The sequence below is a fragment of the Devosia sp. A369 genome (assembly GCF_054489345.1).
The window spans coordinates 592,198-604,896 of the sequence record NZ_JBTMWV010000001.1; the positions used below are offsets into that span (position 1 = coordinate 592,198).

A 12,699-nucleotide genomic window follows, 5' to 3' on the forward strand; every position below is an offset into this window, starting at 1 on the left:
TTCAGGTCTTGTCGCTGAGGCGCCACAGGCAAACCGTCAGTCCGCGTTCACTGTTATTGCTGGGAAACTCGCGCACCGCCGCAACCTCAAGGCCGGCGGCAGCGGCCCAGCCGCTCATCTGTGTTTGCGACAGGCCGAGCCGCCGGTGGGCATGCTCGCTGCGCAGGAATTCGAGGTCATGCGGGGCAAAATCGACAATGATCATCTCCCCGCCGGGCTTGAGCAGGCGTCGCGCCTGCGCCAGCATGCGGCCCGGGTCGTCGAAATAATGCAGCACCTGATGGATGACGATGACATCCGCCGGCCCGGCATTGAGTTCGACATCGCCGATATCGCCGAGCCGAACCTGGGCATGGCTGATGCCCGAACTGGCCAGGCGCGAGCGTGCCACCGCCAGCATTTCGCGGCTCGCATCGATGCCGATACCGCGCTTGTAAGCGTCGGACAGCACCTCCAGCATGCGGCCAGTGCCGGTGCCCAGATCGATCAGCGTCTCGACCTTGCGGCCATCCAGCGCCGCCACCACGGCGGCTTCCACCGCCGCTTCGGGGACATGCAGCCGCTGCTGCAAATCCCAGCTGCCGGCAACCTTGGCGAAATATTCGGTGGCCCGCGATTGCTGGCCGGCGCGCACCGCCTGCTGCCGCTCGATATCGCGGCTGCGGTCGGGATCATTGCAATCGACGCGGGCAATCAGCCAGCTCGCCAGCGCCGCGCCATGGCCTTCCTGCGCCAGCCCGTAATAGGCCCAGGCCCCCTCGGCATTGCGCTCGATCAGCCCGGCATCGGCCAGGAGCTTGAGATGGCGCGACACGCGGGGCTGGCTTTGCTTGAGGATTTCGGTCAAGTCCTTGACCGAGTGATCGCCATCCGCCAGCAGCGCCAGCAGGCGCAGCCGCGTGCCCTCGCCCGCCGCCTTCAATACGCTCACCAATTCATCCAAAGCCGCCATCCACTCCCTCACGAGATATAAAGATATCTTTATATTGATTTTGAGGAGCAGGTCCAGAGGGATGTGCGGGTTATGCGATGGATACAAGGGGAGCAACGCACCCGCCTTCCGCTGAAAACAAAAAGGCCCCACTTTCGCGGGGCCTCCATGCCATCAAATCAAACGCGAAGATTAAGCGACCGCGGTCCGGCCTTCGCTGACGGCGCGCTTGCGGAAGGAATGCGCCCGCCACAGCTCGAAAATGCCGATGGCTTCGTCCGTATCGATCGCTTCGAAGCGGCTCACCACCATGGCCTTGTCGGCTTCGCTAGGCAGGTCGCGCCACGGCAACGTCGCCACAATCGCCTCGAACAGATCCGAGGCCAGGCCCGCCGCCTTCAGCGCCACGGTTATCGCCACATAATCCTGGCCGGCAAGCCATTTGACGAACACTTCGGGGCCGACGCGCAGGATCACGGTGAGCGCGGCTGCGGCGTGGTGGCCGTAGCCGAAGCGGGCGAAACGGGCCAGCGCCCGGTCGTCGAGCTGCTTGCGGTCGCTCAGGGCCTTCACCTGATTGTAGGCGACCTTCCATTCGGTGGCCGAGAAGCCGGCGCGGTTGCGCATCCGGTTATACACCACGGCGTTGACCTTGCCGGCCGCCACCGGATCGATGCCACGATTTACCTCGCCCAGCGTTTCCAGCACCTTGCTGGCCACCGAGTCGATTTCCCCGCGCAGCGACTTCCAGTCAATCTCGGGACGGTTGCGCAAATCGGCGGCGATTTCAGCGTCCCGCGCGGCGCGCTCTACCAGCTTTTCCAGCGTTGCCTTGTCGAACTCGGCGCTGCTGTTGCGAACCAGGCGCACCACAGATGAAGTCTCGCCATGCGCGACAATCGCCTCGCCCACCCGCTCGGGCACCTTGGCCCGTCCGGCAATGGCGATGCGATGCTCTTCGCTCTGGCGGCCGATGATGTCGATCAGATCATCGTCGGAGAGCACGGTGGAGAATTCGAGCAGCGGCCTTGCCACTTCGATAGTGTCATTGGCCAGCATGACCACCACCGTGCCTGGCGCCCGCTCCAGCGGCGCCAGCAGCTGGGCGACATGCGCCCGCGCTTCGACCTCGACCAGTTCGGCCAATTGACACAGCACTTCGTCATACTGGGCAACCTGGTCGTCGTCGCAGCGATCCGACACATAGCTGAAGAGCTGCGCCATGTTGCGGAACAATTGCTCGCGCTCGGAATGGTTATCCTCGCCATTCAGCACCCGGAAACTCGAAAACGCCCGTTGGCCCTGGTCAAGTTCGCTCATTTTCACGCACTCCCGGCTTCTGCCGTCACTCTAGAGCCTGAACATGCGCCGTCAGTGTCTTGCACGCCCTGAAGGCGAACAGCGAGATTTGATTCAAATTTTAGGGGATGTGGACAAAGTTTAGGGCCCGGGAACTGTTTCCAGTTCACACGGGCCCCACAGGTCCCTTTCGGGATGTGTTCTCTACATAGTCCAATGCGGGCACAAATTCAAGATAAGACCAGCCCCAGGGCATGCCCAAGACCTTGCTCGACACGTGCCATATCATCCCGCGACAAGAACTCGCGCAGATAGGTTTGCCCAGATTTTACGCGGTCCAGCCGCGTGAACGATACGTGGGAAACAGTATCGCAAATTGCCCAGGTGGCGATCGTCAGGGCCCGATACACACCGTCGGCGAATGGCACATGAGACGGCTCAAGCGAACGCGGCTGCGTAGCGGAAAATGGGACAACAACACATCGCCCCGCCCTATTATAGGATCGCGGAGAGACAACAACCACACGCCGCACCTTACGCATCTCGGGATCTACGCCGGCCATATTGTAGTCGCAGAGTAAAATCTGCCTGCGTTCTGGCGTGAATTGTATCATGATAGCCCCCAGCAACAATCTCGCCGAGGATCAATTCTGCCGCAAGGGGCTTGGCGTGGACTTTCGCCCACGCCATCGTCTGCCAAACAGCCTTACTCAGCCGCGACGTTTTCCTGCGTGGAAATGCTGTCCTTGACCTGTGCGGACAGCGCGGCGCGAGCCGTGCGGATGCCTTCGGCGTAATCCGGGTGGATCAGGTGGAAATGCGCCAATTGACGCTCGATGATCGCATCCGGAACCCCGGCCATTGCTGCGGCCAGATTGTCGTACAACCGGCCCTCCTGGGCGTCATCGAACAGCGCCCACAGCGCGCGCGGCTGGCCGTAATCATCATTGCCGTCGCGGTGATTGTAGCGGTCCGCATCGCCATTGAGACGCAGCGGCGGCTCCTGGATCGACTTGTCTTCCACCGGGCCACCAAAGCTGTTGGGCTCGTAGTAAACGTCCGGATTGCCGGTCTTGAGACCGCCATCGACGTTCATCTGCCCGCCGCGATGATAGTGATGCACCGGCGACTTGGGCTGGTTGACCGGGATCGAGTTGTAATGCGTGCCCAGGCGGTAGCGCTGCGCGTCGGCATAGGAGAACACCCGCGCCTGCAACATCTTGTCGGGCGAATAGCCGATGCCCGGCACCTTGTTGGAGGGCGAGAACGCCGCCTGCTCGATTTCGGCGAAGTAGTTCTCGGCATTGCGGTTCAGCTCGACCACGCCGACCTCGATCAGCGGATAGTCGGCATGCGGCCACACCTTGGTCAGGTCGAACGGATTATAGCTCGTCTGGTCCGCGTCGCTCTCGGGCATGATCTGCACATTCATGGTCCAGCGCGGGAACTCGCCCCGGTCGATGGTGCCGAACAGATGCTCCTGATAGCTCTCGCGACTCTGGCCGATGATCTTTTCGGCTTCGGCATTGGTGTAATGCTTGTGGCCCTGCTGGGTCTTGAAGTGGAACTTCACCCAGAAGCGCTCGCCGTCCTGGTTCCAGAACGAATAGGTGTGGCTGCCATAGCCATTCATGAACATCGGCGCCACCGGCAGGCCGCGATCCGAGAACAGCGTGGTCAGCTGATGCAGGCTTTCCGGGCTCTGGCTCCAGAAATCCCACATCGCCGTGGCCGAGCGCAGATTGGTCTTGGGATGGCGCTTCTGGGTGTGGATGAAGTCGGGGAACTTCAGCGGATCGCGCACGAAGAATACCGGGGTATTGTTGCCCACCAGGTCCCAATTGCCCTCATCGGTATAGAATTTCAGCGAGAAACCGCGCACGTCGCGCTCGGCATCCGCCGCACCGGCTTCGCCGGCCACGGTGGAAAACCGGATCAGCAGATCGGTCTGCTTGCCCACTTCGCCAAACACCTTGGCGATGGTGTATTTGGAAATGTCATTGGTGATGGTCAGCGTACCAAACGCGCCCCAGCCCTTGGCATGCACCGCGCGCTCAGGAATCCGCTCGCGATTCTGGTGCGCCAGCTTTTCCATCAGCTGATAGTCCTGCATCAGCAGCGGACCGCGCGGACCGGCCGATTCCGAATTCTGGTTGTCAGGCACGGGCGCGCCAGCGCTTGTGGTCATTCTGATCTTGTCGCTCATGTCGGCGCTCCTTGTAACGATTCTAAACTCATCTCCCGTTGTGCCTCACACACCACCATTAGGCAAATTGATTGATCCTCTCATTGTGATAAGCTGTGCCTATCATGACAATTTCCCTTAAGCAGATGCGCTATGCCGTGGCGGTGGCCGAAACCGGCCATTTCGGTCGCGCCGCCGCCTCCTGCAGCATCAGCCAGCCGGCACTGAGCCAGCAAATACAGAGCCTCGAAGAGCTTTGCGGCACCCCGCTATTTGACCGGCTGCGCACCGGGGCGCGGCTCACCCCGTTCGGCGCCGAATTCGTCGCCCGCGCCCGCCAGGTGCTGGACCGGGCCGATAGCCTCAACGCCTTCGCCTATCACCAGGCCGGCCATCCGGCCCGCCCGATCCGCTTCGGCCTGATCCCCACCGTCGCGCCCTATCTGCTACCCGATATTTTCCCCGCCCTCACCCAGGGCCTGCCCGGCATGACGTTCATCGTCAGCGAAAACCGCACCGACGCGCTGCTCGCCGGTCTTGCCGATGGCAGCCTCGACGTCGCCCTGATCGGCACCGATCCGCCCGGCAGTGGCCCGCGCCTGGTGCAGCGTCCCCTGTTTGACGACGCCTTCGTGCTGGCCACCAGCCGCAACGAGGCCACCACCACCCCGGTTTCGCTCGCCAGCCTCGACCCCGACCGCATTCTGCTGCTCGATGAGGGGCACTGTTTCCGCGACCAGACCATTGCCGCCTGCCGGCTGGAAAGCGACACGTCCGGCCGCACCTTTGCCGCCACCTCGCTGTCGACCATTGTCGAATTCGTCGCCAATGGTCAGGGGGTGACGCTGCTGCCAGCCATCGCCCTGCGCAAGGAAGCGACCGACCCGCGCATCGCCATCCACAGCCTGATCTCGCCCGGCGCCGGGCGGCTGCTGTCGCTGGTCTGGCGCGAGGCGACGCCCTTCGGCCAGATCTTTGAGACCATGGCCGAACTGATCCGCACCACGCGGCGGCTGTGAGCTTTAAGCCGCGACGGCCCCTTTGCGGCGGCGAAAGCTGTCATAGCTGAACACCATCAGCGACACCCAGATCAGCCCGAAGCTGAACAGCCGAATCGCGTTGAGATGCTCGCCGAACAGATAGATCGCCAGCAGAAACTGGATCGACGGGGCGATATATTGCAGCATGCCGATGGTGGTCAGCCGCAGGCGGCGCACCGCCAGGGCGAACAGCAGCAGCGGCATTGCCGTGGCCGGCCCGGTCAGCACCAGCAGCGTCATGTGATAGGGATCGGCGTGAATGCCCGGCCCGGTGGTCACCAGGCTATACAGCACATAGCCCACCGCCAATGGCGTAGCGCCGTCTCGGCAAACAGGCCCGAGGCCGGCCCAAGATGGGCAGTCTTGCGGATATAGCCGTAAAACCCGAAAGACAGCGCCAATCCCAGCGAAATATAGGGAATATTGCCCAGCCCGACGGCCTGAATGGCGATGGCCACTGCCGCGATGCCGATGGAAATCGTCTGCAGCCGGTTTTGGCGCTCGCCCAGCAGCAGCATGCCCATCAGCACATTGACCAACGGGTTGATGAAATAGCCAAAGCTGGCTTCCAGCACCTGCCCCGTTTCTACCGCCCAGACATAAAGCAGCCAATTGCCCGCCAGCAGCACCGAGGACAGCAGCGTGCCCAACACGCGCCGCCGGTCCTTGAACAGCTCCCGCACGTCGCCAAAGCCACCGGAAAAGACGAGGATGACGGTCAGCAGCACCAGCGACCACACGGTCCGCTCGGCGACGATCAGCACCGAACCGGCCGCTTCGACTTGCCGGAACAGCAGTGGCAGGAAACCCCACATCGTATAGGTCGCCAGCGCCGCCAGAATGCCGTTGCGGCCATCATGCGCGGTCGCGCTGGATGGCGCCGCGGCCGCCTCCGGGGTAATCGCCGCCGGGGCAGATTCGGGAAGGGACATAAAAAACTCCGCATCCGGTCGGATGCCTGAAAGCCTTCTGATAGCAGTGCCGGAGCGCGTCGGCCAATCAGAGTTTGTGATCGGCGGGCCTTGCAAAGCTGATGGTCTTGGCCAACCTTCTAAAGGTCGGCGCGGCAGGCCTCGAGCGCTGAGCCCGCCCTTACCACGACCACCAGCAGGAGCATATCATGCGGAAGATCGTCACCTGGGTTCTCATCGCCAACGGCGCGCAAGCGCGGATTGTCGAAAATACCGGCCCGGGCAAAGGACTCCGACAGGTCGACGGGCTGGATTGGTCCATTGATCCGCTGCAGGCGCAGGACATCGTCAGCGACAAGCCCGGCCGCGGCCGCTCCTCCGGCGGCGCCCGCAGCGCCATGGAGCCACGCACCGACCCGGTGGACTATCGCGAAACCGAATTCCTCAAAACCGTCGCCGCCACGCTCGACCGCCAGCACCAGCAGGGCGCCTTCGACCGCCTGATCCTCGCCGCCGCCCCCATCGCCCTGGGCGATCTGCGCAAGGCGATCTCTCCCACCGTCAAGAAAACCATCGTCGGCGAGCTGAACAAGGACCTGACCAACACCCCCACCGCCCAACTGGACCAGCATTTCGACGGGATTCTGGCGGCTTAGCTTTGCTGGGAATTCCCCCACCCACGGTGTCACCCCGGCCTTGAGCCGGGGCCCATCCTGAGATCGCGCAAGTGGGTACATCTCGGAATAACTGGAACCACAAACGCCCAGTCGACACCCTCCCCCTTGCGGGGAGGGATCAAGGGTGGGGGGTGGTTTGGCCCCAATATCGGGGCTCTCGCACCCCCACCCGGCTCGATCACGGTGGGTGCCCATTCACTCGTCGCCGTCGCCCTCATCCTCATCATCCCCCTCGATGGCATCGAGGAATTCCAGCAGCATGGCGTTGACCAGTTCCGGCCGCTCAATGCTGGGGATATGCGCCACGCCTTCCAGCATGGCGGCGAAGGTGTTGGGCATTTCCTCCGACAAATGCTCGTGCCGGTCGATCAGCGCGGTGAAATCCTCGTCGCCCACCAGCAACAGCGTCGGCGCGCCAACGGCGCTGACCCGGCGCCAGGCATCGGGCGGGGCTTCTTCCTGAGTCAGCCGGGGCTGATTAAGCGCCAGCGCATTCATCTCGAGGAACAGCTCGCGCGCTGCGCCGCCAACGCGGCCGCTGCTGGCGCGCGGCCCATCGAGCCATTCATGCGCCTGCACCCGGTTGAGCATATCGGCATCGCCGCGCTCCCAGGCATCTTCCTCGGCGTCCTCGATCATTTGCTCGACTTCGGTGGCGCTCCAGGGCGCACCGGTGACCGAGGTGCCGATCAGCACCAGCCCTATCACCCGACCCGGATGGCGCAGCGCGAAATCCAGCGCCAGCCCGCCGCCCAGCGAACTGCCGACCAGCACGGCGGCATGAATATCGAAGGCCTGCAGCACCGCTTCGAGATCGTCGATATGGCTGAACGCCTCGTCGGCGCTGACGCTCTCGCCATAGCCGCGCCGGTCATAGGCGATGGCGTGCCAGCCCGCTTCGGCCACCACGTCCATCTGGCTGTCCCACATCCGTTTGTCGCAGACCCCGGCATGCAGAAACACCACCGGCAGGCCGCCGGCACCGAGTTGCCGGCCGGCGAGTTTCGCCTTGCCGACGGAAACTGAAAATGTTTCGCCCACCACGGCTAATCTCCCTGTGGTGTGTGCGCAGTCCTATTGCTGGACCAGCACGCAGAACGCGAATTCCTCGTCGCGCGCCCAGCAGCCGGGGCTGGCATCGGCCGCCACGATGAAAGCCGATCCCACGCCGTCCTGTTCCAGCGTGAAGGCAAATATACTTCCGTCCGGCAGGCCAAAAGTCAGCCCCCCGCCATCCAGCACCACATCGCAATCAAAGGTGTCGTAGCCGGTGACGGTACACTGCGCTGGCTCGGCCGCTGCCAGTGTCACCATTGCGCCCCAGATCAGGGTCGCCGTCAGAAGTCTCATCTTACCCCCAAAGCCCGTGAGGCCTGCCCGCAGGCGCCCGGCAATCACCACCATATCGCCTATTATGTCGCATAGTTTTGCCAGGCCCGCACCATCCCTGCGAGCGCATGGTTTCCAAGGCAAACGGGCGCTCCACAGCAGTGGAGCGCCCGGCAGAACTTAGCGCGTCAGCGGCTTGTAGGTGGCGCGCTTGGGATTGACCGCGTCGGCGCCAAGCCGGCGGATCTTGTCGGCTTCATAGTCGGCGAAGTTGCCTTCGAACCATTCCACATGGCTGTCGCCTTCAAAGGCCAGCATATGGGTCGCCAGACGGTCGAGGAACATGCGATCGTGGCTGATGATCACGGCGCAGCCGGCGAATTCCTCGAGCGCTTCTTCCAGCGCAGCGAGGGTTTCGGTGTCCAGATCATTGGTCGGCTCGTCAAGCAGCAGCACGTTGCTGCCCGACTTGAGCATCTTGGCCAGATGCACGCGGTTACGCTGCCCACCCGAGAGGTTGCCCACCTTCTGCTGCTGATCGCCGCCCTTGAAGTTGAACGACGAGGTATAGGCGCGCGCGTTCACTTCGCGCTTGCCCAGCATCAGCACTTCATCGCCTTCCGAGATTTCCTCGTAGACGGTCTTGTTGGCGTTGAGGCTATCGCGGCTCTGGTCGACGTAACCGAGATGCACATTCTCGGCGACGGTGACGGTGCCCGAGTCAGGCTGTTCCTGCCCGGTCAGCATCTTGAACAAGGTGGTCTTGCCGGCGCCATTCGGCCCGATAATGCCCACAATACCGCCCGGGGGCAGCTTGAAGGTCAAATTGTCGATCAGCAGCCGATCGCCAAACGACTTGGAGAGATTTTCCACGTCGATCACATTGTGGCCAAGCCGTTCGCCGGGCGGAATGATGATCTGCGCGGTGTGCGACAGCGTACGCGCTTCGTTGATCTTGACCAGTTCGTCATAGGCTTTGAGACGGGCGCGGGACTTGGTCTGGCGCGCCTGCGGGCTCTGGCCCATCCATTCCTTTTCGCGCTCGAGCACCTTGGAGCGTGCTGCGTCCTCGCTCTTTTCCTGGGCAAAGCGCTTGGCCTTGGCCCCGAGATAGGCCGAGTAATTGCCTTCATAGGCAACGCCGCGACCACGATCGAGCTCGAGAATCCAGCCGGTGACATTGTCGAGGAAGTAGCGATCGTGGGTGATGATCAGCACGGCGCCGGCGAACTCACGCAGATGGCGTTCCAGCCACGCAGTGGTTTCGGCGTCGAGATGGTTGGTCGGCTCGTCAAGCAGCAGCAGATCGGGCTTGCTCAACAGCAGCGCGCACAGCGCCACGCGGCGGCGTTCGCCACCCGACAGCTTGGTCACGTCGGCATCGCCCGGCGGGCAACCCAGCGCTTCCATCGCCACTTCGACCTGCGATTCGAGATCCCACAGATTTTCCGCGTCGATCTGGTCCTGCAGCTTGCTGGCCTCGTCGGCGGTCTCGTCGGAATAGTCCATCATCAGCTCGTTGTAACGATCGATGACGGCCTTCTTTTCCTTGACGCCAACCATGACGTTGCCGAGCACGTTCAGCGCCGGGTCCAGCTCGGGCTCCTGCGACAGATAGCCGACCTTGGCGCCCTTTTCGGCCCAGGCTTCGCCCTGGAACTCGGTATCGACGCCGGCCATGATCTTGAGCAGCGTCGACTTACCCGAGCCGTTGGGACCCAGCACGCCGATCTTGGCGTCGGGGTAGAAACTGAGATGGATATTATCCAGCACCTTTTTGCCGCCGGCATAGGATTTGGACATTCCGTGCATGTGGTAGATGAACTGGCGAGCCATAGGCTTGCTGACCCTCTTCGCAGTGTTGGGAGATTTGGCCGTCTATGTAAGGCAAGCCGACGCACTGGGCAACGGGTAGCGCGCCGCATCACCCCTCCCTGCTGCCCGGAACGCGGAACGTTTCCCTCCCGCCGGCATTGAGCAGGCTCATTGGGGGAAATGGCCTGTGTCTGAACATCATCTGCAGCATCCGGACGAGCGGCCGAATACGGCGATTTTTCAAGGCATCGCCACCTTCGCCCTGATGGCCGCCCTACTCTATCTGGGCGCCGGCATTCTGGTGCCGCTGGTGCTGGCCATTCTGCTCGCCTTTGCCCTGGCCCCATTGGTCACCTGGTTCAATCGCCGCCTGCATCTGCCCGATGCGCTGGCGGTGATCCTGGCCGTGGTGCTGGCGCTTGGCCTGCTTGGCAGCTTTGCCTACATCGCCGGCAATCAGGTGATCAAGCTGGCGCAGGAACTGCCCGGCTATCAGGAAACCATCTCGACCAAGATCGCCGCGCTGCAGGCCCAGTTCGGCGGTGGCGGCTTCCTCGAACAAATCAGCAATACCCTCGGCGAGCTCAGCGCCCGGCTGTCCGGCACCAGCGCCGACGAACCGCGCCGCGCCGGCGCACCCTTGCCGGTCACCATTTCCAACGAAATCGGCCCGCTCGGCATTGTCAGCTCCCTGCTCGGCTCGATCATCGGTCCGGTGGCCACCGTCGCTATCGTCGCCGTCTTCCTGATTTTCCTGCTGCTGGGCCGGGGCGATCTGCAGGAGCGCTTCATTCGGCTGGTCAGCGCCGGCCGCTACTCCAAGACCAATATCGCCATCGCCGACGCCAGCCGCCGGGTCGGCCGCTATCTGCTGATCCAGCTGGCAGTCAACGTCACCTATGGCATCATTTTCGGCCTCGGCCTGTGGCTCATCGGCGTCCCCAGCGCCGTGCTCTGGGGGCTGCTGATCATCCTCTTCCGCTACATCCCCTTTGTCGGCGCGCTGATCATCGCCACCGTGCCCTTCCTGCTGGCCTTCGCCGTCGATCCCGGCTGGAGCATGCTCTTGATGTCGGTCGGCCTGTTTCTGGCGCTCGACCTGACCACCGCCAATGTCATCGAACCGCGCCTCTATGGCTCCAGCACCGGCGTCTCCCCCATCGCCATCTTGCTCTCGGCCATGTTCTGGGCCACCCTCTGGGGCCCGGTCGGGCTGATCCTCGCCACGCCAATGACGGTGTGCTTGGTGGTCATCGGCCGTCACCTGCCGCAATTCCAGTTCCTCGAAACCATGCTCGGCAGCGAACCCGTGCTCTCCCCCGCCGAACGGCTCTACCAGCGCATGCTCAAGGGCGACGCCGAGGACGCCATCGATCTGAGCGAGGACTTTATCGAGGATCACGACACCAATCGCTATCTGAGCGAGGTGATGATGCCGGCATTGACGCTAGCCAATAACGAGCTGTCCGATCGCCCTGAGGCCCTGCCACAGCGCCGCCAGCTGGTGCAATCCTTCGACGCCATCATCGCCGAAATCGCCGACATCGACAGGCCCGACCGGAGCAAGATCCTGCTGATCGGCGGCCGCACCGAAATCGACGAATGCGCTGCCACTCTGCTCGCCCTGAATCTGGCCGAGGAAAACCTGCCCAGCCGCGTGTTGCCGCCTTTGGCCATCCGCCAGGAAGCCATCGGCCGGCTCGATCTGGAGGGGGTGGAGGTGATCGCGCTGGTGTTCATGGGCGAGGATATCCGCGCCCAGGTGCGCTATGTCTCGCGCCGCATCAACCGCATGGCGCCCGATATCCGCATCCTGGTCTGCGCGCTCACCGCCCTCAATCTCGAGGAAACGCCGGATACGCTGCATGTCAACGCCATCTTCCGCACGCTCGACGACGCGGTGGAAAGCACCGTCATCGGCCAGATGCGCCAGCAGGCCGCCACCCGCGCGGTCAGCAACAAAAAGCAGCCCTTTGCCGGCGCCGGTCGCGGCGACGACGCGCTCGGCCAGGCCATCCAGCAAATCGCCGATGAGTTCGACATTCCCGTCGCCGCCATCAACCTGCTCAATGACGAGCGCCATATCGAGGATGACGGCGCCTACCAGCTGACCAGCATCGTCGCCGAAACCGCCGCCCCGCTGATCGTCCATTCCGCCGCCCCCCACCCGTTGGTCGGCGAAAATGTCTATCTGCAAACCAATGGCATCGACCTCTATGCCGGCGCCCCGCTGGTCCTGCCCGACGGCACCTGCGTCGGCGCCCTGGTGCTGCTCGACTACGAACCGCGCGCCTTCACCGAAGCCGAAATCGCCCGCCTCGCCGCCGCAGCAGCCGATCTGGTGCAGAAATTCGGCGGTGGAGAGGAGGAGGCCAGTCCGGTCGCTGCCGTCCCCACAACCACGGCGTCATCCCGGCCTTGAGCCGGGACCCATCCTGAGATGGCGGTGCTGGCATGATATGGAGATGGGCCCCGGCTCAAGGCCGGGGTGACGCGCGGTAGGGGTTGGGTA

At 63.2% G+C, this 12,699-nt stretch carries 12 protein-coding genes; 3 read left to right on the forward strand and 9 right to left on the reverse strand.

What is annotated here, in order from left to right; translation table 11 throughout:
• Position 1 precedes the first annotated feature (1 nt).
• The 4 genes from ACX3OZ_RS02945 to ACX3OZ_RS02960 all read right to left on the reverse strand — a co-directional run bounded on the left by ACX3OZ_RS02945 (position 2) and on the right by ACX3OZ_RS02960 (position 4,436).
• Entirely contained in the window at positions 2 to 931 is a 930-nt protein-coding gene (locus tag ACX3OZ_RS02945; RefSeq protein WP_459094927.1) for an ArsR/SmtB family transcription factor, read from the reverse strand.
• Between the two features lie 192 nt (positions 932 to 1,123).
• Complete coding sequence (locus ACX3OZ_RS02950; RefSeq protein WP_459094926.1) at positions 1,124 to 2,251, reverse strand: DUF2336 domain-containing protein; 1,128 nt, start codon at positions 2,249 to 2,251, stop codon at positions 1,124 to 1,126.
• Positions 2,252 to 2,460: 209 nt separating this feature from the next.
• Positions 2,461 to 2,844, reverse strand: a complete 384-nt coding sequence (locus ACX3OZ_RS02955; protein WP_459094925.1) for a type II toxin-antitoxin system PemK/MazF family toxin — start codon at positions 2,842 to 2,844, stop codon at positions 2,461 to 2,463.
• A gap of 92 nt (positions 2,845 to 2,936) precedes the next feature.
• Positions 2,937 to 4,436, reverse strand: a complete 1,500-nt coding sequence (locus tag ACX3OZ_RS02960; protein WP_459103776.1) for a catalase — start codon at positions 4,434 to 4,436, stop codon at positions 2,937 to 2,939.
• Between the two features lie 104 nt (positions 4,437 to 4,540).
• Here ACX3OZ_RS02960 and ACX3OZ_RS02965 point away from each other — a divergent pair, with 104 nt between their 5' ends.
• A complete protein-coding gene (locus ACX3OZ_RS02965) occupies positions 4,541 to 5,434 on the forward strand; it encodes a hydrogen peroxide-inducible genes activator (protein WP_459094923.1) in 894 nt (297 codons plus the stop codon).
• Between the two features lie 3 nt (positions 5,435 to 5,437).
• On the opposite strand, the gene ACX3OZ_RS02970 is transcribed toward ACX3OZ_RS02965, so the two are convergent.
• Both ACX3OZ_RS02970 and rarD read right to left on the reverse strand, forming a co-directional pair.
• Positions 5,438 to 5,749, reverse strand: coding sequence for a hypothetical protein (locus ACX3OZ_RS02970; RefSeq protein WP_459103777.1), 312 nt, complete (start codon positions 5,747 to 5,749; stop codon positions 5,438 to 5,440).
• On the reverse strand, positions 5,731 to 6,387 hold the full coding sequence (gene rarD / locus ACX3OZ_RS02975) for an EamA family transporter RarD (RefSeq protein WP_459103778.1): 657 nt from the start codon (positions 6,385 to 6,387) through the stop codon (positions 5,731 to 5,733). Before rarD ends, ACX3OZ_RS02970 begins: the two co-directional genes overlap by 19 nt.
• A 188-nt stretch (positions 6,388 to 6,575) precedes the next feature.
• On the opposite strand from rarD, the gene ACX3OZ_RS02980 reads away from it, so the two are divergent.
• A complete protein-coding gene (locus ACX3OZ_RS02980) occupies positions 6,576 to 7,022 on the forward strand; it encodes a host attachment protein (protein ID WP_459094921.1) in 447 nt (148 codons plus the stop codon).
• 216 nt (positions 7,023 to 7,238) lie between these two features.
• On the opposite strand, the gene ACX3OZ_RS02985 is transcribed toward ACX3OZ_RS02980, so the two are convergent.
• The 3 genes from ACX3OZ_RS02985 to ettA form a co-directional block, all read right to left on the reverse strand.
• Entirely contained in the window at positions 7,239 to 8,087 is an 849-nt protein-coding gene (locus tag ACX3OZ_RS02985; protein WP_459094920.1) for an alpha/beta fold hydrolase, read from the reverse strand.
• A 30-nt stretch (positions 8,088 to 8,117) separates the two neighbouring features.
• The gene (locus ACX3OZ_RS02990) at positions 8,118 to 8,393 is read right to left on the reverse strand and encodes a hypothetical protein (protein WP_459103779.1); all 276 of its coding nucleotides are present in this window, start codon (positions 8,391 to 8,393) and stop codon (positions 8,118 to 8,120) included.
• Positions 8,394 to 8,552: 159 nt separating this feature from the next.
• The gene (ettA, locus tag ACX3OZ_RS02995; RefSeq protein WP_459094918.1) at positions 8,553 to 10,208 is read right to left on the reverse strand and encodes an energy-dependent translational throttle protein EttA; all 1,656 of its coding nucleotides are present in this window, start codon (positions 10,206 to 10,208) and stop codon (positions 8,553 to 8,555) included.
• A 166-nt stretch (positions 10,209 to 10,374) separates the two neighbouring features.
• Here ettA and ACX3OZ_RS03000 point away from each other — a divergent pair, with 166 nt between their 5' ends.
• Positions 10,375 to 12,609, forward strand: a complete 2,235-nt coding sequence (locus ACX3OZ_RS03000) for an AI-2E family transporter (RefSeq protein WP_459103780.1) — start codon at positions 10,375 to 10,377, stop codon at positions 12,607 to 12,609.
• The last annotated feature ends 90 nt before the right edge of the window (positions 12,610 to 12,699 follow it).

Bases quoted from the DNA above. Each gene is read 5' to 3' on its own strand.
- ACX3OZ_RS02950 (WP_459094926.1), bottom strand. From the start codon at position 2,251: ATGAGCGAACTTGACCAGGGCCAACGGGCGTTTTCGAGTTTCCGGGTG.
- ACX3OZ_RS02955 (WP_459094925.1), bottom strand. From the start codon at position 2,844: ATGATACAATTCACGCCAGAACGCAGGCAGATTTTACTCTGCGACTAC.
- ACX3OZ_RS02960 (WP_459103776.1), bottom strand. From the start codon at position 4,436: ATGAGCGACAAGATCAGAATGACCACAAGCGCTGGCGCGCCCGTGCCT.
- ACX3OZ_RS02965 (WP_459094923.1), top strand. From the start codon at position 4,541: ATGACAATTTCCCTTAAGCAGATGCGCTATGCCGTGGCGGTGGCCGAA.
- rarD (WP_459103778.1), bottom strand. From the start codon at position 6,387: ATGTCCCTTCCCGAATCTGCCCCGGCGGCGATTACCCCGGAGGCGGCC.
- ACX3OZ_RS02980 (WP_459094921.1), top strand. From the start codon at position 6,576: ATGCGGAAGATCGTCACCTGGGTTCTCATCGCCAACGGCGCGCAAGCG.
- ACX3OZ_RS02990 (WP_459103779.1), bottom strand. From the start codon at position 8,393: ATGAGACTTCTGACGGCGACCCTGATCTGGGGCGCAATGGTGACACTG.
- ettA (WP_459094918.1), bottom strand. From the start codon at position 10,208: ATGGCTCGCCAGTTCATCTACCACATGCACGGAATGTCCAAATCCTAT.